Origin of the sequence: Pseudomonas sp. SJZ080 (assembly GCF_007828295.1) — a bacterium.
In the GTDB taxonomy this organism is placed as follows: domain Bacteria; phylum Pseudomonadota; class Gammaproteobacteria; order Pseudomonadales; family Pseudomonadaceae; genus Aquipseudomonas; species Aquipseudomonas migulae_A.
The window spans coordinates 41,143-62,115 of sequence record NZ_VIUK01000007.1 but is presented as its reverse complement, the minus strand read 5'-3'; the positions used below and the strand labels follow the sequence as shown (position 1 = coordinate 62,115).

The window sequence follows — 20,973 nt, the reverse complement described above, 5'->3', positions numbered from 1 at the left end:
GACTGACACACCATCATCGGAACTCCGCCCGCAGCAAGCCGGCTCCTAAAGGGTTTCAACGCTTGGCGGCTAGCACGACGCCCAGCGCAGCAACGATCAGCCCCAGCGCGACCGCGAAGGTGACCCGCATCCCGTGGGCAACCGCTTCGGGCTGCGCCAGGGTGACGTCCACCGCCTGCGAGGCGAAGGCGAACACGGCGCCCAACGCGGAGGCTCCGGTGATGAGCCCGAGATTGCGCGACAGGTTGAGCATGCCCGAGACAACACCGCGCTGGTCTGGCGCAACATCCGACATGACTGTGATGTTGTTGGCTGTCTGAAACACGGCATAGCCGAGTGTGATGACCACCATCGGCGCAACGTAGCCGCCGATGCCGACTGTCAGCGGCAACACCGACAACGTGAGGCAACCGATGGCCATCGCGATCAGCCCGGCGACCGTCATCCGTTGTGCGCCGAAACGGTCGGCGATCCGGCCGGCGGGCACACCCGTCAGCGCCGCGACACACGGCCCGACCGCGAGCACTATTCCCACCACAACCGCCTTCAACCCAAGCCCGTGGGCCAGATAAAACGGCCCGACCACCAGCGTCGCCATCATCACTGTCGCCACCAGCGTGCTCATCGTCAGGCTGGCGCTCAGCACCGGGTTGCGAAACATCGGCAGTCGAATCAACGGCGAGGCAACTCGTGTCTCGATGAACGCGAAGAGCCCGACACCGCCCCCCGCCGCCAGCAGCAACCCCATATTGAACAGCCCGAAATGGCCGCGACCGAGGGTCATGGCCAGCGCATACGCCGCCAACGTCAGCGCTAACACCAGCGTGCCCCACGCATCGAAACGGCCCCCCCCGGTTGCTGGCTTCTGGCGGTCGGCGGGCAGATAGAGATGCGCGAGCACTAACGTCATCAGGCCCAAGGGCACGGTGACAAGGAAGAGCGCCCGCCAGCCGAATCCGGCAATCAGCAAACCGCCGAGCGACGGTCCCATCGCGGTGCCAATCGCCGACATCGTCCCGAGCAAACCCATGGCACTCCCGGTTTTGTTCTTCGCGACCGTCTCGCCAACGAAGGCCATGGTCAGCGCCATCATGATCGCCGCGCCGAGCCCTTGCAGTGCCCGGGCGCCAATCAACATCCCCAGTGTCGGTGCACAAGCGCACAGCGCCGAGGCCACGGTGAACACACCGATGCCGCCAAGCAGCAGCCGGCGACGCCCGATCAGGTCACCGAGCCGACCGACGCTGACGATCAGGGTGGTGATCGCCAGCAGATAAGCAATGACGATCCACTGCACTTCCTGGAACGTCGCGTTGAACACCTGCGCCAGCGTCGGCAACCCCACGTTGGCGATGCTGGTGCCGAGCGACGACAGCAGCATCGACAGCGACAGGCTGATCAGCGCCCAGCGTACGGAAGGGGTCTGTGGTGCGCTGTCTACGAGGGCAATAGTCGGCTTCATTCTGTCTCTCTTGATCTGGCCACTCCCGAAGCGGAGCTATCGGAAATCTACGCCGGCGCCTAACATGGCGGAAGGCGCACGGTTTGCACTGTACTCGTGCGTTCAACGCCATCTCACTTTGCCGCGGGGCGATCCATGTCCAATCCCGATTTCAATCTGCTGGTCACCCTCGATGTGCTGCTCGCCGAGGGCAGCGTGGCGCGGGCGGCCAAACGCTTGCGGTTGAGCCCTTCAGCGATGAGTCGGGCGTTGGCAAGGTTGCGAGAAACCACAGGCGACCCGCTGCTGGTCAGGGCCGGGCGCGGGCTTGTCGCCACGCCGCGGGCGCTGGAACTGCGAGAGCGGGTCAGCCAGTTGGTGCAGGACGCCGAAGCAGTGTTGCGTCCGGCGCAGCAGCCAGACCTGAAGCAAGTGGTCCGCACGTTCACATTGCGCACCAGCGAAGGTTTTGTGGAGAACTTCGGCGCGCCGCTCATTGCACGCCTCGCCGAACAAGCCCCCGGCGTGCGTCTGCGCTTCATGCACAAACCTGACAAGGACAGCACGTCGCTGCGTGACGGGACCGTTGATCTGGAAACCGGTGTGGTGGGGAGTGCCGCCGGGCCTGAGCTGCGTACGCAGGGTTTGTTCCGCGACCGTTTTATCGGGGTGGTGCGAACGGATCACCCGCTGAACCAGGGCGAGATCACTCCGGAGCGTTTTGCGGCAGGCGGCCATATCAGCGTCTCGCGGCGTGGGCTCGACAAGGGGCCTGTCGATGAAGCGCTGGCGACGCTGCAACTGGAACGGCAAGTCGTGACCACCGTTGCCGGTTTCTCGACTGCGTTGGCGCTCGCCCGCGCCACTGACCTGATCGCTACCGTTCCTGAGCGCCACACCGAAAACCTGCGGGCGGGCATGCACAGCTTTGCGCTGCCGCTTTCCTTGCCGGAGTTCACTGTAGCGATGCTGTGGCATCCACGGCTGGATGCCGATCCGGTGCATCGCTGGCTACGAGGGTGTGTTCGTGAGGTCTGCGCGCAATAACGTCGCGGCAACGCGCAGGAAATGGCCGCGACCACGGTGTTGCGTGTCTTGATGAACGAGTTTTCCTGCAAGATCCGCACGGGCGGGCCGAAGGACGCAGACGCTGATCTGGATTTGCCGATCTGGGCGGGTGTGTTGCCGATCAAGTCGGCACCGCTGCCACCGCTGCCACCGGTGCCGGAGGACGCCGGTAGGGTTGCGCCGGCGTATGTCACTGACTGGCGTTGACGGGTGACCTCAAAAAGTGAACGACCGAGACGAGTGCTGAGCCAGTTCGGCATCCAGCAGGTGTTCGGCCAGCACATCATTCAAAAAGCGGAACTGATCGTTGAGCCCGACCACTTCGTTGCTGAAGTGGTTGGCGGCGGCTGGCATCAGCAGCGCTTCGAAATTCTTGTCGAACACCAGCGACAGCACTTTGCGCGAGACGACCTGCTGCGAGTAGTAGTTGTTGCCGAACACCGGAAAGCTCACGGCGAGGGTGACGGTGTGGATCATGATGTGTGCTCCTCGGTCAGGACGTACCACGAAAAAACGGTCAGCGTGAAGGCTGTCAGGGCCAGGCAGGTCAGCAGATGGATCAACATGATTTGCCCCTCCGGTTCGGGGTTTTGTGTCGGGTTGAAGTTGATCCTACGCTGACGGTTCATGAGCGGAAGGCATTCACGGCGATGGTGAATATCGATGTGAGTGATGGTCGGGTTTTGTGGTGTTCATTCAGGCCTCTTCGCGAGCAAGCCCGCTCCCACAGTGTTGTGTGGTGTAACGAAGATTCGTGAGCGACGCTGGTCCCCTGTGGGAGCGGGCTTGCTCGCGAAGAGGCCCATGAGAACACCATCAACCCCAGAGCAGGCACCCACTGCCGCCTATACTCAAATCAGGGTGCTTTAACCCCCGGATATCCTGTTCGGGGGAAGACCGTAGGACATGCGATCTTGAACCTGCGTTCGCTGATCGTCGCCGTGCTGCTGGTGTTGGCGGGATGCGTCACGCCTGCGCGTGCGCCGGCGCCAGCGCCGCCGGTGATCATTTCCCCGATCACCTGGCAGCAGGTGGATCGGGACATCGTCGCCGCGTCCCAGTCCGCTACCGAACAGGCAAGAATCTACTCGCGCGGCGCCATGGATTACTGGCGAACCCGGGTCTATCAACTGACCGAAGAAAACTTCATTCCCTGGTTCAGTAGCTACTGGACCCAGGAATGGCTGTCGATGAAGGTCAGCTGGTACTCCCTCAGTGCCCAAGGCGAGCAGGAAGCTTCGTCCAAGCGCCTGGCAGCCTATCTGCTGGAGCAATACCAGAAGCGTGTGCTGGCGCCGGCCGCGGTAGAGATTGATCCCGAGCAGATCCTCGGTCTGGCCACGGCGTTCTACGTGGATATTCTTCAGGAAGAACTGCAAAAAATCTCCCAACGCCACGGCGTTCCAATGGCCCAGCTCAATGGCCGTATCCAGAAAATCCCGGCCATCGCCCTCGGGCCGCCGCCCGCACGGGACGCTTCGCTGTACCAGGTCGTGCACACCCAGCCGCTCAATACCCTGCCGGCGTACGCAGCGCTGATCGACAAGATTCACAAGGCCGGCGGTAGCAAGGGGGTTGATTCGACCGACACCGCCATGGCGCCCGTGGCCAAGCGCGCCAGCAAAAGGATGGAAGCCGAAATGGCCCCGCGCGGTGCCGCCAGCGCGGTGTCCGCAGCGGTGGGCAAACTCGCCGGAGGCTTGATTACGCTGGGCGTGGCGGGGATTCGCGCGCTGATCCAGGCCAACGACCGACCGGACAGTGAGGCACTGATTCGCAGCAGTCTGGGCAACACGTTCGACAAGGCCTGGATAAAAATGGTGCAGAACCCAACCACCGGTGTGATGGCGGGCACGTTGTACATGGCAGGGCAGATTGAGGGCAATCTGGCGGGGAGTGCCGAAATACCGTCGGTCAGTTCGGGCAGCGACGCTGTCGATTGGAGTCCGTCCGAACCGACTAACCCGCAGATCGCCCCATAACCCAAGGAGAACGACCATGTCCTACGTTGATGGCTTCCTCGCAGCCGTACCCACGGCCAACCGCGAAAAATTCAAAAAACACGCCGAAACCGCTGCGGCCATTTTCAAGGAAAGCGGCGCGCTGAGCCTCGCCGAATGCTGGGGGGACGACGTGCCCGACGGCAAGGTGACTTCGTTTCCGATGGCGGTGAAACTCAAGGAAGACGAAACCGTCGTGTTTTCCTGGATCGTCTGGCCGGACAAGGCGACCCGCGACGCCGGGATGGAAAAACTCATGAACGATCCGCGCATGCAGCCGGACGTCAATCCGATGCCGTTCGACGGGCAGCGTCTGGTGTTCGGTGGTTTTGAAATGATCGTGAAAGCGTGAGCCTCAACCGCAGGATCACTCCGGCGCCGGGGTGATCCTGCAACTTTTTCGATTACGGATCTCGCTGTCCGTCGGTCGCTCCCTGACGAACTCGAAACGCGGCTCACCTTCGCTATAGTGAACCAGCCAGCCCCATTCCAGCTCTGACTCATCCTGACCCGGTTGCGGTGGCGTGGCCCACCATGGCTCTTTGCTGATGATCTCTCGCATGGGGCCCTCCCGTCGATTCGGTTGGTTCAACTATAACGTGCGTGTCAGGAGGTGCCAGGCGTGAGCGACGAAACCCCGGAGCCGGTCAAACGGCTGTTTTTTGCATTGGGTTGCCCGCCCGAGCAACGCAAGGCCATCGCCCAATGGCGCAGCGCGCTGCAATTGCGCAATGGGCGCCCGGTGCCGGCGGAAAATTTTCATCTGACATTGCTGTTTCTGGGCTCGGTGGGTGTAGCGCAGATTGCCGAGATCTGCGTGGCGGTGGCGAAGGTTCGTGTGCCGGGTGTGGTGTTGCGGGTGGCACTGGATCGGCTGGATGTCTGGCGCAGGGCAGGGGTGCTGATCCTCGCGCCGGAGCAGGCGCCGCCGGAGTTGTTGCGGCTGGTGTATGCGCTGGAGCAGGCGATGTTGCCGTTCGGCTTTGACGAGGCGTCGAAGGAATTCCGGCCGCACCTGACGTTGATGCGCGACTATCGGGCGCCGGTGCCTGAATCGGCGACGCCGCCGGAGTTTTTTCTGCGGGCAGACCGATTTGCTTTGTTCGAATCGCACAAGGGCCGCTATCGGGCGCTGGCCGAATGGCCGCTGGTTCCGGCATAAAAAAAGCGCCCGAGGAGGGCGCCAAACTCACCTTAACCGAGGAAGCCAGGTGAGGCCGTTCGTCAGAGAGGAGTGCAGCGGTGGTAAGGCGCTGCGTGAACGGAAAACGGTAAGTGGCCAGCATCTATGTTGAAGGTTATGGCCTCATCGCCAGCAAGCCGGCTCCTACAATGATCTGCGGCGCGACGCATACCCTGTAGGAGCTGGCTTGCCGGCGATGGCGATTTCGGATTCAGCGACTATTTCCCGAGCTTCACCCGCGTCCAGCCACGGGTCATCACCCGCTGAATCCCGATCGGCATGTCCGGAATCGCATACAACGTCGCCATCACGGCCAGAGGCGGATACGACCCCGGATCATTGCGGATCGCCTCATCCACCAATGGCGTCGCCGCTGCGTTGGCGTTGCTGTAGCCGATGTTGTTGGTGATTTCGGCAATGATGTCCGCACGCATCAGGAAGTTCATGAACAGGTAGGCGTTCTCGACGTTCGCCGCATCCCGCGGGATCGCGACCATGTCGTAGAAACTGCCGGCGCCTTCTTTCGGAATGCTGTAGTCGATCTTCACCTTGTCGCCCGCTTCCTGCGCGCGGGCCTTGGCTTGCAGCACGTCGCCGGAATAACCGACCGCCACGCAGATGTTGCCATTGGCCAGGTCGGAGATGTACTTCGACGAATGGAAGTACGCCACCGACGGCCGGATCTTCATGAACAGCGCTTCCGCTTCGGCGATCTGCGCCTTGTCCTGGGAGTTCACCGGGTAGCCCAGATAGTGCAGGGCCGCGGGCAGCATCTCGGTCGGCGAATCGAGGAAACTGATGCCGCAGGCTTTCAGTTTTTCCGCGTTTTCCGGTTTGAACAGCAAATCCCAGGAGTGGGTCGGGGCGTTGGCGCCAAGCACTTCCTTGACCTTCTGCGGGTTGAAACCAATACCGATCGAGCCCCACATGTACGGGAAGGCGTGACCGTTATCCGGATCGCTGGCAGAGGCGTTTTTCAGCAGGACCGGGTTGAGGTTTTTCCAGTTCGACAGCTTCGACTTGTCCAGTTCCTGGTAGACGCCAGCCTTGATCTGCTTGGCCAAAAAGCTGTTGGACGGCACGACGATGTCGTAGCCGGATTTGCCCGCGAGCAGGCGTGCTTCAAGGGTTTCATTGCTGTCGAACACATCGTAGGTCACGCGGATGCCGGTCTCGTCTTCGAACTTCTTGACGGTGTCCGGGGCGATGTAATCCGACCAGTTGTAGACGCGCAGTACCTTGTCATTGGCCTGGGCGCCGGTGGCCATTGCGCCCATTAAGGACAGTGTCAGCAGAGTCCTGCCAAACATTTTCATCGGTACAACTCCATTCTCTTTTTATTCAAAATCACACAGCAAGAAAGCTTGCACGTTACTTGTAGGAGCGAGCTTGCTCGCGAAAAACCTGAGGACGCCGCGTTCAATCAGACAGCCCGCGTTATCGTTGAAGTCCATCGCGAGCAAGCTCGCTCCTACAGGTGAGGGGGCGGTGTTACGCCGTCGCTTCTACCACCTGCTTTTTCGGCTGTTGCCAGGATTCGCTGGCGGTCTGGTCCATCGCTTCCTGGATCGCCCGTTTACGGGTGGCTTCGGCGCGGCGGCTGAAGTACCAGACCATGAAGGTCACGATCGAAACGGCGAGCAGAATCAGGCTGGCCACGGCGTTGATCTCAGGCTTCACCCCCAGACGCACCGCCGAGAACACTTCCATCGGCAGGGTCGTCGAACCCGGGCCGGACACGAAGCTCGCCAACACCAGATCATCCAGCGACAGGGCAAACGACATCATGCCGCCGGCCGCCAGCGACGGCGCGATCATCGGAATGGTGATCAGGAAAAACACCTTGAACGGCTTCGCCCCGAGGTCCATGGCCGCTTCTTCGATGGACAGGTCCAGCTCACGCAAACGCGCCGACACCACCACCGCCACATACGCCGCGCAGAACGTGGTGTGGGCAATCCAGATGGTGACGATGCCACGCTCCATCGGCCAGCCGATCAGCTGCGCCATGGCCACGAACAGCAGCAACAGCGACAGCCCGGTGATCACTTCCGGCATCACCAACGGCGCGGTCACCAGACCACCGAACAGCGTACGACCCTTGAAACGCGTCACGCGAGTCAGCACAAACGCCGCGAGCGTCCCCAGCGCCACCGCCGCAATCGCGGTGTAGCAGGCGATTTCCAGCGAGCGCACCACCGAGCCCATCAGTTGCGTGTTATCGAGCAACCCGGCGTACCACTTGAACGACCAGCCACCCCAAACGGTGACCAGCTTGGAAGCGTTGAACGAGTAGATCACCAGAATCAGCATCGGCAAGTAGATAAACGACAGGCCGAATACCAGCATGAACTTTGAAAATCCGAAGCGTTTCATCCCCGTGCCTCCATCTCTTTGGCCTGGCTGCGGTTGAACAGCAGAATCGGCACAATCAGGATCAACAGCATCACCACCGCCAGGGCAGATGCCACCGGCCAGTCGCGGTTGTTGAAGAACTCTTGCCACAGCACACGGCCAATCATCAGGGTTTCCGGGCCGCCCAGCAGTTCCGGAATCACGAACTCACCGACCACCGGAATGAACACCAGCATGCAACCGGCGATGATCCCGTTCTTGGCCAGCGGCACGGTGATTTTCCAGAAGTTGTTGAAGTTGCTCGAACCCAGGTCAGAACCCGCTTCCAGCAAGCTTTGATCGTGCTTGACCAGGTTGGCGTACAACGGCAACACCATGAACGGCAGGTAGGCATAAACCACGCCGATGTACACGGCTGTGTTGGTATTGAGGATCTCGATCGGGTGATCGGTCAGCCCGGTCCACATCAAAAACGCGTTGAGCAAACCGTTGTTGCTGAGGATGCCCATCCACGCATAAACGCGGATCAGGATCGCGGTCCAGGTCGGCATCATGATCAACAGCAGCAAGACGTTTTGCGCTTCCTTGCTCGCTTTGGTGATCGCGTAGGCCATCGGGAAGCCGATCACCAGGCACATCAGCGTGCTGAAAAACGCGACCTTCAACGAGCCGAAGTAGGCCGAGATGTACAGCTCATCCTCGGTCAGCAGCAGGTAGTTACCGACATTCAGGAACAGCTGGAATTTCTGTTCGGCGAAGGTATAGATCTCGGAGTAAGGAGGAATGGCCAGCGCCGCTTCCGAGAAGCTGATCTTCATCACCAGGAAGAACGGCAACAGGAAAAACAGGCACAGCCACAGGAATGGAATCCCGATGACGAGCTTTCGACCACTCGGCATCAGCCGCATGAACTGCTGATTGAGTGTTTTCATGAGCGCAGTACCACGCCGCTGTCGTCTTCCCACCACACGTAGACCTTGTCGTCCCAAGTCGGACGCGCGCCACGGCGTTCGGCGTTGGCCATGAACGACTGCACGACTTTGCCGCCAGGCAGTTCGACGTAGAACACCGAGTGTCCGCCGAGGTAGGCGATGTCATGCACCTTGCCCTGGGACCAGTTGTAGCGGCTTTCGGGCTGGGTGGTGCTGACCAGCATTTTCTCCGGACGGATCGCGTAGGTGATCGACTTGTCCTGCACCGAAGTGCTGACGCCGTGACCGACGTAGATCTTCTGTTCCAGATCCTTGCTGTGAATGATCGCGTGACCTTCAAGGTCTTCCACGACCGTGCCTTCGAAGGCGTTCACGTTGCCGATGAATTCGCAAACCATGCGGCTGACGGGGGCTTCATAGATGTCGACCGGGCTGCCGATCTGGGCGATCCAGCCCAGGTGCATGATCGCGATGCGCTGGGCCATGGTCATGGCCTCTTCCTGATCGTGGGTCACCATAACGCAGGTCACGCCGACGCGCTCGATGATTTCCACCAGTTCAAGTTGCATTTGCGAACGCAGCTTTTTATCCAGCGCGCCCATCGGTTCGTCGAGCAGCAACAGCTTCGGACGCTTGGCCAGGGAGCGGGCGAGGGCCACACGTTGACGCTGACCGCCGGACAACTGATGGGGTTTGCGTTTGGCGTATTGGGTCATGTGCACCAGGCGCAGCATTTCTTCTACGCGGGCGTCGATTTCACTGGCGGGCAAACGGTCCTGCTTGAGGCCGAACGCAATGTTCTGCGCCACGGTCATGTGCGGGAACAGGGCGTACGACTGGAACATCATGTTGATCGGCCGTTCGTAGGGCGGCATGTCGGTGATGTCCACGCCATCGAGCAGAATCCGCCCTTCGGTCGGGCGCTCGAAGCCGGCGAGCATGCGCAGCAGCGTCGATTTGCCGGAACCGGAACCGCCGAGCAGGGCGAAGATTTCCCCTTGATGAATCTCAAGCGAAACATCGTCCACTGCGGTGGTTTCGTCGAATTTCTTGGTGACGCGGTCGACTTTCACCAGCACCTTTTTCGGTGACGGGTGACCTTCAAGAGCCTTCCTGTAAATGCTGGAGGCGTTTGCCATGTGAAACTCCCAACAGGTTTCAGTCGTCGGGCCAACGCGGCCTGACTTAAGAGTGGATTGCAAGCCCGGGGTGCAGTGATCCCCTGTGGGAGCGGGCTTGCCCGCGAAAGCGGTGTATCAGGCAACAATGATGTCGACTGACACGCTGTCTTCGCGAGCAAGCCCGCTCCCACAGGGATTTGCGTTTGGATCAATTGCTTCATCCATACCGCTCGGGCTTATTCGGCGCCGCCGTCCTGGCTGCCTGGGTCGTACTTGTTGTTATTGCAGTGTGTTGTTGTCGCGAGCCACGGACGCGCAAAGGCACGCCCGCCAAACTCGCGGGGGCAGTAAATGGGTGTTTTGGGTCAGCGGGTTTTACGCAGCGCGGCCCGTCGCCGGCAGGCATCGCCGAACGCCTGGAAAATTCTCAAATAGGGCGGATTCGAAAGCACCTGCCATTCCGGGTGCCATTGCACGCCGACGGCGAAGGTCGGGCTGTGGTCCACCGAGATCGCCTCGATCAGACCGTCTGGCGCAATCGCTTCGGCACGCAGGCCGGGCGCCAGGCGATCGATGCCCTGGCTGTGAATCGAATTGACCATGAATTCGGCCGGCAGCTCCAGCGCTTCGAACACGCCACCCGGTCGCACCGTTACCGCATGCGCCGGGGCGTATTGCACCGCCAGCTCGGGGCTGTCCGCTTCGCGATGATCGAGCATGCCCGGCAGTTCATGCACCTTCTGGTGCAGGCTGCCGCCGAACGCCACGTTCATTTCCTGAAAGCCGCGGCAGATGCCGAGCACAGGAACGCCCGCCGCAATGGCCGCACGCAATAAAGGAAGGGTCGTGGCGTCTCGCGCCGGATCGTGATCCGTGCCGGGGGCGCTGGCCGGGCCTTGATAGTGGAAAGGCTCCACATTCGACGGCGAGCCGGTCAGCAACAGACCGTCGAGGTGCGCGAGCACATCCTCGATTTCGGTCAGTTCGCCTAAGGAAGGAATGACCACAGGCAGCCCCAGAGCCGCGACGCTGACAGCACGCAAGTACTTGTCGCCGCTGATGTGGTAGGGGTGCGGGCCAATCTGTTTGATGCACGCAGTAACACCGATCAATGGCTTGAATGCCATTTTTATCACCTCGAAGTTTCACACTTGAACGAGCTTTTCCGGAGCTTAGCCTTGTTGATTTTAATTAACAACTCTCATGTAAAAAATTCTAAACGCCACACGTCCGATCGCTAGTCTTTGCGCGGCGTCCAAGGCTCATCTGGCACTCTCGTGCCCAAAAAAGCCCCGAAAATAAAGGATGAGAGGCTGAGTGTTCGCTATTGACTTCACTTTGCCGTTCGGGTTGACTGGGCTCGCAACAAGGTAGCGAACATAATAATTAACAGCTAATAGGTGCATCATGTCGGTCCCTCTGCGTGCCGTTCAACTCAACGAAGCAAACGCATTCCTTAAGAAATATCCTGAGGTTTTGTACGTCGACCTTCTGATTGCGGATATGAACGGTGTGGTGCGCGGCAAGCGCATCGAGCGCACCAGTCTTCATAAGGTTTACGAAAAAGGCATCAACCTCCCGGCGTCTCTGTTTGCCCTCGACATCAACGGCTCTACGGTGGAAAGCACCGGCCTGGGTCTGGACATCGGCGACTCCGACCGGATCTGCTTCCCCATCCCTGGCACCCTGAGCATCGAGCCGTGGCAGAAGCGCCCAACCGCTCAGTTGCTGATGACCATGCACGAACTGGAAGGCGAGCCTTTCTTCGCTGACCCGCGTGAAGTGCTGGCCAACGTGGTGCGCAAATTCGACGAACTCGGCCTGACTATCTGCGCGGCGTTCGAGCTGGAGTTCTACCTGATCGACCAGGACAACGTGAACGGTCGTCCGCAGTCGCCGCGTTCGCCGGTATCGGGCAAGCGTCCTGTGTCGACCCAGGTGTATTTGATCGACGACCTGGACGAATACGTCGATTGCCTGCAAGACATCCTCGAAGGCGCGAAAGAGCAGGGTATTCCTGCCGACGCCATCGTCAAGGAAAGCGCCCCGGCGCAATTCGAAGTGAACCTGCATCACGTCAATGACCCGATCAAGGCCTGCGACTACGCGGTGTTGCTCAAGCGTCTGGTGAAAAACATCGCCTACGACCACGAGATGGACACCACGTTTATGGCCAAGCCGTATCCGGGCCAGGCGGGCAACGGTTTGCACGTGCACATTTCGATTCTCGACAAGCAGGGCAACAACATCTTCGCCAGCGAGGATCCCGAGCAGAACGCCGCGCTGCGACACGCGATCGGCGGTGTGCTCGAGACCCTGCCGGCGCAGATGGCGTTCCTCTGCCCGAACGTCAACTCGTACCGTCGTTTCGGCGCGCAGTTCTATGTACCGAACTCGCCGAGCTGGGGCATCGACAACCGTACCGTCGCGGTACGTGTGCCGACCGGTTCAGCGGACTCAGTGCGCATCGAACACCGCGTTGCCGGTGCGGATGCCAACCCGTACTTGCTAATGGCTTCGGTGCTGGCCGGTATCCATCACGGCCTGACCAACCAGATCGAACCGGGTGCTCCGGTCGAAGGCAACAGCTACGAGCAAAACGAGCAGAGCCTGCCGAACAACCTGCGCGATGCACTGCGCGAGCTGGACGACAGCGAAGTCATGGCCAAGTACATCGACCCGCTGTACATCGACGTGTTCGTGGCCTGCAAGGAAAGCGAGCTGGCCGAGTTCGAGAACTCCATCTCGGACCTTGAGTACAACTGGTACCTGCACACCGTTTGACGAGATCTGCGTCGTCCACACCTCTCGTGCACGACACAAAACTCTGTAGGAGCCGGCTCGCCGGCGATGGCGGCCGCTCAGCCACCACAAATGCCCAAGGCCACCCAACATTCCTCTGCGTCGAGTCACAACCATGACAAACACTCGCAGCGACTGGGAACAACGCTTCCAGTCCCTAACCATCGAAGGCCGTGCCTTCATCGATGGCCAATACCGCGCCGCCCTCAGCGGTGACACCTTCGAATGTGTCAGCCCGGTCGACGGCCGATTCCTGGCCAACGTCGCCAGCACCGACGAAGCCGACGCCAACGAAGCCGTCGCCGTCGCGCGTAGAACCTTCGACTCCGGCATCTGGGCCAACCTCGCTCCGGCCGAGCGCAAGCGCATCCTGATCCGCTTCGCCGACCTGATTCTGGCCAACCAGGAAGAACTCGCCCTGCTCGAAACCCTCGACATGGGCAAGCCGATCAACGACTCGATGAACATCGACATCCCGGCGACCGCCAACGCGATCCGCTGGACCGCCGAAGCCATCGACAAGATCTACGACGAAGTCGCCGCCACGCCACACGACCAACTCGGCCTCATCACCCGCGAACCTGCCGGTGTTGTTGCCGCCATCGTGCCGTGGAATTTCCCGCTGATCATGGCCAGCTGGAAGTTCGCCCCGGCGCTCGCAGCGGGCAACTCGTTCATCTTGAAGCCCTCGGAAAAGTCGCCACTGACCGCGATCCGCATCGCGCAGTTGGCACTGGACGCCGGTATCCCGAAAGGCGTGTTCAACGTCCTGCCGGGCTACGGCCACACCGTCGGCAAGGCGCTGGCGTTGCACATGGACGTCGACGTGCTGGCCTTCACCGGCTCGACCGCGATTGCCAAGCAGCTGATGATCTACGCCGGCCAAAGCAACATGAAACGCGTCTGGCTCGAAGCAGGGGGGAAGAGTCCGAACGTGGTGTTCGCCGATGCGCCGGATCTGCGCGCGGCAGCACAAGCGGCGGCCAGCGGCATCGCCTTCAATCAAGGCGAAGTCTGCACCGCCGGTTCGCGATTGCTGGTGGAGCGTTCGATTCGCGAGCAGTTCATTCCGTTGTTGGTGGAAGCGCTGCAAGCCTGGAAACCGGGGCACGCCCTCGATCCGCAAACCACCGTCGGTGCGGTCGTCGATCAGCGTCAACTGGACAACGTGCTGCGCTACATCCAGGTCGGCAAAGACCAGGGCGCGCAACTGATCGCGGGCGGCAGTCGCACCCTCGAAGCCACCGGCGGCCTGTACGTGGAGCCGGCGATTTTCGACGGCGTGACCAACGCCATGACCATCGCCCGTGAAGAAATCTTCGGCCCGGTGCTCTCGCTGATCACCTTCGACACCGCTGAAGAAGCCCTGGCCATCGCCAACGACAGCATCTTCGGCCTGGCCGCCGGCGTCTGGACCAGCAACCTGAGCAAGGCCCACACCTTCGCCCGCGGCTTGCGCGCCGGCAGCGTCTGGGTCAACCAGTACGATGGCGGTGACATGACCGCGCCGTTCGGCGGGTACAAGCAGTCGGGTAACGGTCGGGACAAATCGCTGCACGCGTTCGACAAATACACCGAACTCAAAGCGACCTGGATCAAGCTCTAACACTTCTACAACGGCGGCCGCCGGCACATGCCAGCGGCCATCGGAGAAACCTATGAAACAGACTCATGTAAACAGTTACTACGCCGCAACCCGCAACTTCACCGGCGATTTCCCTGTGCTGGAACAAGCGGTGGACTGCGACGTCTGCGTGATCGGCGCCGGCTACACCGGTCTGTCCTCGGCGCTGTTCCTCGCCGAAGCCGGCTACAGCGTGACCGTGCTCGAGGCCGCCAAAGTCGGGTTCGGTGCCAGCGGTCGCAACGGTGGCCAACTGGTCAACTCCTACAGTCGCGACGTCGATGTCATCGAAGAACGCTACGGCGACAAGACCGCCGAAGTCCTCGGCAGCATGATTTTCGAAGGCGCCGACATCATCCGTCAGCGCATACAACACTACGACATTCAGTGCGACTACAAGCCGGGCGGCATCTTCGCTGCACTGAACAAAAAACAACTCAAAGGCCTGGCCGAGCAGAAAAACAGCTGGGAACGCTACGGCAACAAAAACCTGACCCTGCTCGACGCCGCCGACATCAAGCGCGAAGTCGGTTGCGACAACTACGTTGGCGGCCTGCTCGACATGCAGGGCGGCCATATCCACCCGCTGAACCTGGCCCTCGGCGAAGCCTCGGCCATCATCGGCCTGGGCGGCAAAATCTACGAACAATCGGCAGCGGTGGAAATCACCTACGGCGAACCGATTACCGTGCGCACCGCCAAAGGCCTGGTCCGCGCCAAATACCTGTTGATCGCCGGCAACGCTTACCTGCCGCAGGGCCTCGACAATCGTGTGACCGCCAAAAGCATGCCGTGCGGCTCGCAAATCGTCGTCACCGAACCGTTGTCGGAGAAGGTTGCGCGCAGCCTGATCAAAAACAACTACTGCGTCGAAGACTGCAACTACTTGCTCGACTACTACCGCCTCACCGCCGACAACCGCCTGCTGTACGGCGGTGGCGTGGTCTACGGCGCCCGTGAACCGGACGACATCGAGCAACTGATCAAGCCGAAAATTCTCAAGACCTTCCCGCAACTGAAGGACGTGAAGATCGACTACCGCTGGACCGGCAACTTCCTGCTGACCATGTCGCGCATGCCGCAATTCGGTCGCATCGAGAAAAACGCCTACTACATGCAAGGCTACAGCGGCCACGGCGTCACCTGCTCGCACCTGGCCGGCAAACTGATCTCGGAAATGATCCGCGGCGACGCCGAACGTTTCGATGCTTTCGCATCCTTGCCGCACATGCCCATGCTCGGCGGCCGCACCTTCCAGGCCCCGCTCACCGCCATGGGCGCCGCGTACTACGCGCTGCGCGACCGATTCGGCATCTAACCCTGGTGTAGATAATGGGGGGGATAAACATTGATTAACTGTGGGAGCGGGCTTGCTCGCGAAGGGGTCAAGCCAACCACCACCAATGCCACCTGACACACCACCACCTGTAGGAGCCGGCTTGCTGGCGATGGCGCCCGTTCAGCCAACAATTGCCTTGGCTGACACACCGCCATTGCCAGCAAGCTCAGTTCCTACAGTAGATTTAGGGTGTACACAAAACCTGTGACCAACCCGAACCAAACTGTGGGAGCGGGCTTGCTCGCGAAGAGGCCATAACAACCACCATCAATGCCACCTGACACACCACCACCTGTAGGAGCCGGCTTGCTGGCGATGGCGCCCGTTCAGCCAACAATTGCCTTGGCTGATACACCGCCATCGCCAGCAAGCCTGCTTCTACAGCAACACCCACAAACGTGATTTAATACCCGCCTTTCACAATTACGGGACAGGGAAGCGGTACTTTCGCGGCCAAAAGTCGCCCGCCATCCACCCCCATAACCCTTAAGTTTTCCTCGCATAAGGCTGTCATGGACACGGGCTCACGACTCAAATTAGTACGCGAAAGCTACAAACTCTCCCAGCGCGAGCTGGCCCGGCGTAGCGGCGTCACCAATGCCACCATCTCCCTGATCGAACAGAATCGCGTCAGTCCCTCCGTCAGCTCCCTGAAAAAACTGCTCGAAGGCATCCCCATGTCTTTGGCGGACTTCTTCACCTTCGACCAACCGCCACGCGAGCATCAATACGTGTTCCGCGCCAACGAACAGCCAGATCTAGGGCGTCATGGGTTGCGGTTGCTGTTGATTGGCGCTTCGGTGCCGAGCCGGCAAATGCGTTTGCTGCGCGAGCAATACGCGCCGGGCGCGAGTTCGGGGGAAGAGCCGATTGTGCATTCTGAAGGCGAGGAGTGTGGGCTTGTGACCCGTGGCACTGTGGAACTGACGGTGGATGGGCAGATTAGTGTGCTTAACGCTGGGGATGGCTACTACTTCCCGACGACCTTGCCGCACAAGTTCCGCAACATCGGCCAGGACGAAGCAGAAATCATCAGCGCCAACACCCCGGCGAACTTCTGATTTCTCCGGGGCTTGAACGCTGTACCCCCTAATGGATCGTGTGCGTATGGATGCCCGAACGTTTCGCTACTACCTCTGTGCATGGCTGATGGTCTTTGCCAGTTCAGGTTTTTACTCCGTGATATTGATGGCGGGGCTGAAGCAAATTTTTGGTGTGGATGACGCGTATCTCAAGGCGGTGGGACTTGCCTCTTTCGTGGTCTTTTGCATTTTCGGCGTGTGTTACCTGGCGCCGAGGTTGAAACGGATTGAGTTCGGCGAAGAGGAGCGATACACGAGTGTATAGGGTTCGAGGGTAGGGATTGTCGTCGGGGCTTCGATTGGGACCGTTCTCAGTTTTCCGGTCATTGATAAAGTCGGGTTTTTGAGAGAGTTGCCGCATTGGGGCTCGGTTGGAATTTTGTTTATTGTTTTCGCGTGTCCTGTGTCCGTGTTCTCTCACTATTTCTGGAAACCCGGCCGCAGACATTGATTAGCATCGTGACCGGTACACACTCTGCCAAGTAAATGGGCTTCACCTCATGACCACACCCCGCATCCGCCCCCTCGCACTCTGCATCTTCCATCACGATGGCAAGATACTGGTCAACGAAGCTCGCGACCCCATCACTGAAAAGCCGTTTTTCCGTCCTATCGGTGGTGGAATCGAATTTGGCGAAACCAGTGCCCAGGCTGTTACGCGAGAAGTACGGGAAGAACTCGGTTTGCCCATTACTGATGTTCGCTTGCTCGGCACGCTTGAAAGCCTATTTACGTATAACGGCACACCAGGGCACGAAATCGTGCAGGTGTATGACGCGAAGTTTGTGGATGCCAGTGTCTATGAGTTGTCGCACTTGAATGCTCAAGAAAGCGATGGTGCGGCCTTTATCGCCAAGTGGCTTCCTTGTGCTAGCTTTACTGAGGAAAAGCCATTGGTGCCTGATGGGCTCTCTGAGTTATTGAAGAAAGTCGCGTTACGAGACTAATCCCGTCATTCAGTCATATAGGGTGAAACAGTGACAGGTTGTTTTCAGGAAGGTCAGGGGTGTGCGTGATGATAGTAATTATGTAAGTCGCAAAAAATTTCGATTAGGCATCGTATTTTTATCATACGCTTAAAGGCTCTTAATAAAATTTGGCAGGCTGGTTTAAAGCCACTATGTCATTGCGTAAGGGTTCTGCACTGATTGCGCATATCGTCATTACGGATGTTTTCGCAACCATGGCCACTCTGTTTGGCTTCGCACAAATTACGTTGATCATCGTCGCGGATGTTATTGCACCCGCTACCGGTTGTTTCCCCTTTGCAAGCATTTCTCATGTCGTCGTTTTTGATGTTATCGCAACCACTGCCGCTCTGTTTGGCTTCGCACAAGTTACGTTGATCATTGTCGCGGATGTTATTGCATCCGCTACCGGTTGTTTCCCCTTTGCAAGCATTTCTCATGTCGTCGTTTTTGATGTTGTCGCAACCACTACCACTTTGCTGGGCCCTGCAATAGGCACGCTGGTCATCATCTTTGATGTTTTCGCAGTTGGCATAGGTGTACCCACTGAACATCAACAAAATCAAAAGAATGGCTCTCATCATTGGCATCCATGATTTGTCAGGAAGCAGCCTGACGCTGATTGATCCCGAATTTTTTACATCTGTGCGCCATCATATCGACATCACTTTGCAGAAAAGTTCCGTGATGGAAAGCTATTTGAGGAGGCTGTCAAAAAAACAGGTAAGTGCTCTATTCATGCTGTATAGCGTGTGAAAGAAGGTGACTAAAAAGGTGGCCGATCTACTTGGAAAATGGTCGGCCACCTTTTTTACTGGTAACCCCTTGTAGATGCTAACTGAGTACAGGCCAGGGTTAAGTCCCGGACAACCGCGGATAAGGAGTTACGAGGTAACAAAAAACGCGTCAACGCGGGTTTTTTTGAATGAAATTTGGTCACTGACCTTTGGATGTCTCAAACCCACGCTGCTCAATCACCCCAAACACATCGCTCACGTCCTGAACCAAAATCCGGGCGATGTTGGTGACGGTGTTGATGTCGTTTTCGGCGTAGTCCGGCAGGCTGGTGCAGGCCATGAGGTTGAGATACTTGAGGACGGCGTTGAGGCGTTCGCTGACGACGTTGTGCAATTCGCGGAGTGGGGCGTCGCTGTCGATGAGGAGGACGGGGTAGTCGGTGGCGAATTGGGACATGGGGGTGAAGCGGCGTGGCGGGTGTTGGGTTGTCATGGATGTAGTCCTAAAAAGATGAATCACAATCGCCATTACTCGTTTGCCGACGGAGGTCGGCTGCGCGCGTCTGGCGGTCTTCGGTGTCTTCTCTTTTGGGCTGCGAATCCCGGTCACCGACAATGGCAGCGACGGGGAAACTATAGGCTGCGATTTTGGCGCTCACAACCGGGCTGTAGGACTGTTGGGCGTTTGTTGTGGCAAGGCTGAATGCCACTGTTTTCGGGCTTGTCGCGGTGATTCGGGCCGTGTGGAGCGCCTTGGGAAATAGGGGGCAGGTTTTGGTGCCGCTTCGCGTCCCAATGGGGATAAATACCCTCACCACAAAGGGTGAATTCCTACGAGTTTTTCGGAGCTGAAGATTGAAAGATCGCAGCCTTCGGCAGCTCCTACACGGATTGAGTGGCGGCTGATCATTCAAGCTATCCAGCCAGAAACGACAAAGCCCCGAATCCTCGGGGCTTTGTCGTTTCAAATCGTGCGGTTTCCAAATCGTTAGCGCGGATTGTCCGGCGTCATTGGCGAGCCTGTGGTGAATGTGGATTCGGATCGGTGTGTTTGGGGCCGGCCAATACCCACGCGATCAGTCCGAGCAGCGGCACAAACACGATGACCACCATCCATACGAGTTTGTTGCTGGATTTGCCTTCGGCTTTGCGTACCCGGGTTATCGCCCACAACTCAACCAGCAAAAGTACTGCCGCGAGTACGATCCAGATCGTTTCTATTTGCATGAGTCACCTCCTGATAGTCATTCAGTTAGGTGGAGAGCGGTAAGTGGGGTTCATTAAATTTTGAGGATTTGTGGGTGTTTGGTGGGTGTGTTCGCGAAAGGTGTGACAGTCGAGGGTGATGTTGAATGTCCGGGCCCCTTCGCGAGCAAGCCCGCTCCCACAGTGGGGTGGTTTAGGCGGGCGCATTGTTGCGTCCGCCTGTGATCCCTTTATGCGGCGTTGCCAATCACTTCGATGATGCGCTGCGCGATGTAGTCCACGTGTGTTTCGAGGGCGAAGTGTCCGGTGTCGAGTAGTTCGACTACGGCATTGGGGTTGTCGCGTTTGAACGCTTCTGCGCCAGGCGGGATGAAGAAGGGGTCGTTCTGGCCCCAGATGGCCAGTGTCGGCAGTTGGGTCTCACGGAAGAAGCGCTGAAAGTCCGGGTAGCGTTTGAGGTTGTTCGCGTAGTCCAGGAACAGGTCGAGCTGGATGTCTTTGTTGCCCGGCCGCTCCAATAGCAGCGCGTCGAGGGTGTAGGACTCGGGGGCGATGAGCTCCGGCGTGCTGACGCCGTGTTCGTACTGCCAGCGCGTGCCTTCCAGGTGCAGGATCGCATCGGCGATGACTTGGCGGTTCTCGGCCGACGGTTCTGCCCAGTAAGCTCTGATCGGCGCCCAGGCATCGCCCAGTCCTTCGAGGTAGGCGTTGCCGTTTTGCGAGATCAGCGCGGTCATTCTTTCGGGGTGTTTGACCGCCAGTCTCAGGCCGGTCGGTGCGCCGTAATCGAAGACGTACATCGCGTAGCGTTTCAGCCCGAGGGTCTCGACGAAATGGCCCAGCGTTTCTGCCAGTGCGTCGAAGCTGTACGCGTATTCGCGCTCCGCAGGCACCTCGGTGAATCCAAACCCGGGCAGGTCCGGGGCGATGATGTGGAAGTGCGCAGAGAGCAACGGGATGAGCTGGCGGAACTGGTGGGATGAGCTGGGAAAGCCATGGAGCAGAAGGAGGGTCGGCTTGCCTGGTTCTCCTGCCTCACGGTAGAAGACGCGGACGCCGTCGACGTCGGCGAATGTGTAGCGAATGGGTGCAGTGGTGGTCGTCATGATTATTGT

General features: G+C 59.2%; 23 protein-coding genes. 12 read left to right on the top strand and 11 right to left on the bottom strand.

The annotated features are described in order from the left end of the window. Positions 1-55 precede the first annotated feature (55 nt). A complete protein-coding gene (locus tag FBY04_RS11975; RefSeq protein WP_145315317.1) occupies positions 56-1,462 on the bottom strand; it encodes an MFS transporter in 1,407 nt (468 codons plus the stop codon). Positions 1,463-1,597: 135 nt separating this feature from the next. Between FBY04_RS11975 and FBY04_RS11970 the strand changes: the two genes are divergently transcribed. Both FBY04_RS11970 and FBY04_RS11965 read left to right on the top strand, forming a co-directional pair. Further along, positions 1,598-2,488, top strand: a complete 891-nt coding sequence (locus tag FBY04_RS11970; RefSeq protein ID WP_084322839.1) for a LysR family transcriptional regulator — start codon at positions 1,598-1,600, stop codon at positions 2,486-2,488. A gap of 21 nt (positions 2,489-2,509) precedes the next feature. Next, complete coding sequence (locus FBY04_RS11965) at positions 2,510-2,716, top strand: hypothetical protein (protein WP_145315316.1); 207 nt, start codon at positions 2,510-2,512, stop codon at positions 2,714-2,716. A gap of 9 nt (positions 2,717-2,725) precedes the next feature. On the opposite strand, the gene FBY04_RS11960 is transcribed toward FBY04_RS11965, so the two are convergent. Further along, positions 2,726-2,986 carry a hypothetical protein gene (locus tag FBY04_RS11960; protein WP_084322841.1) on the bottom strand — a complete coding sequence of 87 codons (261 nt, stop codon included), beginning with the start codon at positions 2,984-2,986 and terminating at the stop codon, positions 2,726-2,728. Between the two features lie 437 nt (positions 2,987-3,423). On the opposite strand from FBY04_RS11960, the gene FBY04_RS11955 reads away from it, so the two are divergent. Further along, positions 3,424-4,491 (top strand): hypothetical protein, encoded by a 1,068-nt coding sequence (locus FBY04_RS11955; protein ID WP_145315315.1) that lies wholly within the window; start codon positions 3,424-3,426, stop codon positions 4,489-4,491. Positions 4,492-4,507: 16 nt separating this feature from the next. Continuing rightward, positions 4,508-4,861: a DUF1428 domain-containing protein gene (locus FBY04_RS11950; protein ID WP_084322843.1), complete on the top strand. Its 354-nt coding sequence runs from the start codon at positions 4,508-4,510 to the stop codon at positions 4,859-4,861. Between the two features lie 15 nt (positions 4,862-4,876). Here FBY04_RS11950 and FBY04_RS11945 read toward each other — a convergent pair whose 3' ends face one another. Beyond that, a complete protein-coding gene (locus FBY04_RS11945; RefSeq protein WP_084322844.1) occupies positions 4,877-5,071 on the bottom strand; it encodes a hypothetical protein in 195 nt (64 codons plus the stop codon). A gap of 60 nt (positions 5,072-5,131) precedes the next feature. Here FBY04_RS11945 and thpR point away from each other — a divergent pair, with 60 nt between their 5' ends. Then, positions 5,132-5,671: an RNA 2',3'-cyclic phosphodiesterase gene (gene thpR / locus FBY04_RS11940; protein ID WP_145315314.1), complete on the top strand. Its 540-nt coding sequence runs from the start codon at positions 5,132-5,134 to the stop codon at positions 5,669-5,671. Positions 5,672-5,910: 239 nt separating this feature from the next. On the opposite strand, the gene FBY04_RS11935 is transcribed toward thpR, so the two are convergent. The 5 genes from FBY04_RS11935 to FBY04_RS11910 form a co-directional block, all read right to left on the bottom strand. Beyond that, on the bottom strand, positions 5,911-7,008 hold the full coding sequence (locus FBY04_RS11935) for a polyamine ABC transporter substrate-binding protein (protein ID WP_145315313.1): 1,098 nt from the start codon (positions 7,006-7,008) through the stop codon (positions 5,911-5,913). A 175-nt stretch (positions 7,009-7,183) separates the two neighbouring features. Further along, positions 7,184-8,068, bottom strand: coding sequence for an ABC transporter permease subunit (locus FBY04_RS11930; protein ID WP_084322847.1), 885 nt, complete (start codon positions 8,066-8,068; stop codon positions 7,184-7,186). Continuing rightward, the gene (locus tag FBY04_RS11925; protein ID WP_162491080.1) at positions 8,065-8,946 is read right to left on the bottom strand and encodes an ABC transporter permease subunit; all 882 of its coding nucleotides are present in this window, start codon (positions 8,944-8,946) and stop codon (positions 8,065-8,067) included. The genes FBY04_RS11930 and FBY04_RS11925 overlap by 4 nt, the downstream gene beginning before the upstream one ends. Before the next feature lie 29 nt (positions 8,947-8,975). Further along, entirely contained in the window at positions 8,976-10,118 is a 1,143-nt protein-coding gene (locus FBY04_RS11920; protein WP_017338191.1) for an ABC transporter ATP-binding protein, read from the bottom strand. Between the two features lie 347 nt (positions 10,119-10,465). Next, the gene (locus FBY04_RS11910) at positions 10,466-11,227 is read right to left on the bottom strand and encodes a gamma-glutamyl-gamma-aminobutyrate hydrolase family protein (RefSeq protein ID WP_084322848.1); all 762 of its coding nucleotides are present in this window, start codon (positions 11,225-11,227) and stop codon (positions 10,466-10,468) included. A gap of 280 nt (positions 11,228-11,507) precedes the next feature. Between FBY04_RS11910 and FBY04_RS11905 the strand changes: the two genes are divergently transcribed. From FBY04_RS11905 to FBY04_RS33175, 7 genes are all read left to right on the top strand, one after another. Next, on the top strand, positions 11,508-12,884 hold the full coding sequence (locus tag FBY04_RS11905; RefSeq protein ID WP_084322849.1) for a glutamine synthetase family protein: 1,377 nt from the start codon (positions 11,508-11,510) through the stop codon (positions 12,882-12,884). Between the two features lie 133 nt (positions 12,885-13,017). Next, on the top strand, positions 13,018-14,508 hold the full coding sequence (locus FBY04_RS11900; RefSeq protein WP_084322850.1) for an aldehyde dehydrogenase: 1,491 nt from the start codon (positions 13,018-13,020) through the stop codon (positions 14,506-14,508). A gap of 52 nt (positions 14,509-14,560) precedes the next feature. Next, positions 14,561-15,844: an FAD-binding oxidoreductase gene (locus tag FBY04_RS11895; RefSeq protein ID WP_084322851.1), complete on the top strand. Its 1,284-nt coding sequence runs from the start codon at positions 14,561-14,563 to the stop codon at positions 15,842-15,844. Between the two features lie 533 nt (positions 15,845-16,377). Further along, a complete protein-coding gene (locus tag FBY04_RS11890; protein ID WP_007946335.1) occupies positions 16,378-16,926 on the top strand; it encodes a cupin domain-containing protein in 549 nt (182 codons plus the stop codon). Between the two features lie 46 nt (positions 16,927-16,972). Next, positions 16,973-17,212, top strand: a complete 240-nt coding sequence (locus FBY04_RS11885) for a hypothetical protein (protein ID WP_145315312.1) — start codon at positions 16,973-16,975, stop codon at positions 17,210-17,212. A gap of 235 nt (positions 17,213-17,447) precedes the next feature. Further along, complete coding sequence (locus FBY04_RS11880) at positions 17,448-17,894, top strand: NUDIX hydrolase (RefSeq protein ID WP_145315311.1); 447 nt, start codon at positions 17,448-17,450, stop codon at positions 17,892-17,894. A gap of 173 nt (positions 17,895-18,067) precedes the next feature. Then, positions 18,068-18,511 (top strand): hypothetical protein, encoded by a 444-nt coding sequence (locus FBY04_RS33175; RefSeq protein WP_178118276.1) that lies wholly within the window; start codon positions 18,068-18,070, stop codon positions 18,509-18,511. Between the two features lie 340 nt (positions 18,512-18,851). Here the strand turns inward: FBY04_RS33175 and FBY04_RS11870 are convergent, their stop codons facing one another. From FBY04_RS11870 to FBY04_RS11860, 3 genes are all read right to left on the bottom strand, one after another. Next, positions 18,852-19,145 carry a fructose-bisphosphate aldolase gene (locus FBY04_RS11870; protein WP_145315309.1) on the bottom strand — a complete coding sequence of 98 codons (294 nt, stop codon included), beginning with the start codon at positions 19,143-19,145 and terminating at the stop codon, positions 18,852-18,854. Between the two features lie 515 nt (positions 19,146-19,660). After that, positions 19,661-19,879, bottom strand: coding sequence for a PLD nuclease N-terminal domain-containing protein (locus FBY04_RS11865; protein ID WP_145315308.1), 219 nt, complete (start codon positions 19,877-19,879; stop codon positions 19,661-19,663). Between the two features lie 209 nt (positions 19,880-20,088). Then, positions 20,089-20,964 carry an alpha/beta fold hydrolase gene (locus tag FBY04_RS11860; protein WP_145315307.1) on the bottom strand — a complete coding sequence of 292 codons (876 nt, stop codon included), beginning with the start codon at positions 20,962-20,964 and terminating at the stop codon, positions 20,089-20,091. Positions 20,965-20,973 lie beyond the last annotated feature (9 nt).

What these genes read in the sequence shown, in the direction of transcription:
- FBY04_RS11880 (WP_145315311.1), top strand. Translation starts at nt 17,448, where the DNA reads ATGACCACACCCCGCATCCGCCCCCTCGCACTCTGCATCTTCCATCAC.
- FBY04_RS11975 (WP_145315317.1), bottom strand. Translation starts at nt 1,462, where the DNA reads ATGAAGCCGACTATTGCCCTCGTAGACAGCGCACCACAGACCCCTTCC.
- FBY04_RS11965 (WP_145315316.1), top strand. Translation starts at nt 2,510, where the DNA reads ATGGCCGCGACCACGGTGTTGCGTGTCTTGATGAACGAGTTTTCCTGC.
- FBY04_RS11870 (WP_145315309.1), bottom strand. Translation starts at nt 19,145, where the DNA reads ATGACAACCCAACACCCGCCACGCCGCTTCACCCCCATGTCCCAATTC.
- FBY04_RS11925 (WP_162491080.1), bottom strand. Translation starts at nt 8,946, where the DNA reads ATGCCGAGTGGTCGAAAGCTCGTCATCGGGATTCCATTCCTGTGGCTG.
- FBY04_RS33175 (WP_178118276.1), top strand. Translation starts at nt 18,068, where the DNA reads ATGTCATTGCGTAAGGGTTCTGCACTGATTGCGCATATCGTCATTACG.
- FBY04_RS11860 (WP_145315307.1), bottom strand. Translation starts at nt 20,964, where the DNA reads ATGACGACCACCACTGCACCCATTCGCTACACATTCGCCGACGTCGAC.
- FBY04_RS11960 (WP_084322841.1), bottom strand. Translation starts at nt 2,986, where the DNA reads ATGATCCACACCGTCACCCTCGCCGTGAGCTTTCCGGTGTTCGGCAAC.
- FBY04_RS11950 (WP_084322843.1), top strand. Translation starts at nt 4,508, where the DNA reads ATGTCCTACGTTGATGGCTTCCTCGCAGCCGTACCCACGGCCAACCGC.
- FBY04_RS11900 (WP_084322850.1), top strand. Translation starts at nt 13,018, where the DNA reads ATGACAAACACTCGCAGCGACTGGGAACAACGCTTCCAGTCCCTAACC.
- FBY04_RS11970 (WP_084322839.1), top strand. Translation starts at nt 1,598, where the DNA reads ATGTCCAATCCCGATTTCAATCTGCTGGTCACCCTCGATGTGCTGCTC.
- FBY04_RS11920 (WP_017338191.1), bottom strand. Translation starts at nt 10,118, where the DNA reads ATGGCAAACGCCTCCAGCATTTACAGGAAGGCTCTTGAAGGTCACCCG.
- FBY04_RS11935 (WP_145315313.1), bottom strand. Translation starts at nt 7,008, where the DNA reads ATGAAAATGTTTGGCAGGACTCTGCTGACACTGTCCTTAATGGGCGCA.
- FBY04_RS11945 (WP_084322844.1), bottom strand. Translation starts at nt 5,071, where the DNA reads ATGCGAGAGATCATCAGCAAAGAGCCATGGTGGGCCACGCCACCGCAA.
- FBY04_RS11865 (WP_145315308.1), bottom strand. Translation starts at nt 19,879, where the DNA reads ATGCAAATAGAAACGATCTGGATCGTACTCGCGGCAGTACTTTTGCTG.
- FBY04_RS11905 (WP_084322849.1), top strand. Translation starts at nt 11,508, where the DNA reads ATGTCGGTCCCTCTGCGTGCCGTTCAACTCAACGAAGCAAACGCATTC.
- FBY04_RS11885 (WP_145315312.1), top strand. Translation starts at nt 16,973, where the DNA reads ATGGATGCCCGAACGTTTCGCTACTACCTCTGTGCATGGCTGATGGTC.
- FBY04_RS11930 (WP_084322847.1), bottom strand. Translation starts at nt 8,068, where the DNA reads ATGAAACGCTTCGGATTTTCAAAGTTCATGCTGGTATTCGGCCTGTCG.
- FBY04_RS11910 (WP_084322848.1), bottom strand. Translation starts at nt 11,227, where the DNA reads ATGGCATTCAAGCCATTGATCGGTGTTACTGCGTGCATCAAACAGATT.
- FBY04_RS11890 (WP_007946335.1), top strand. Translation starts at nt 16,378, where the DNA reads ATGGACACGGGCTCACGACTCAAATTAGTACGCGAAAGCTACAAACTC.
- FBY04_RS11895 (WP_084322851.1), top strand. Translation starts at nt 14,561, where the DNA reads ATGAAACAGACTCATGTAAACAGTTACTACGCCGCAACCCGCAACTTC.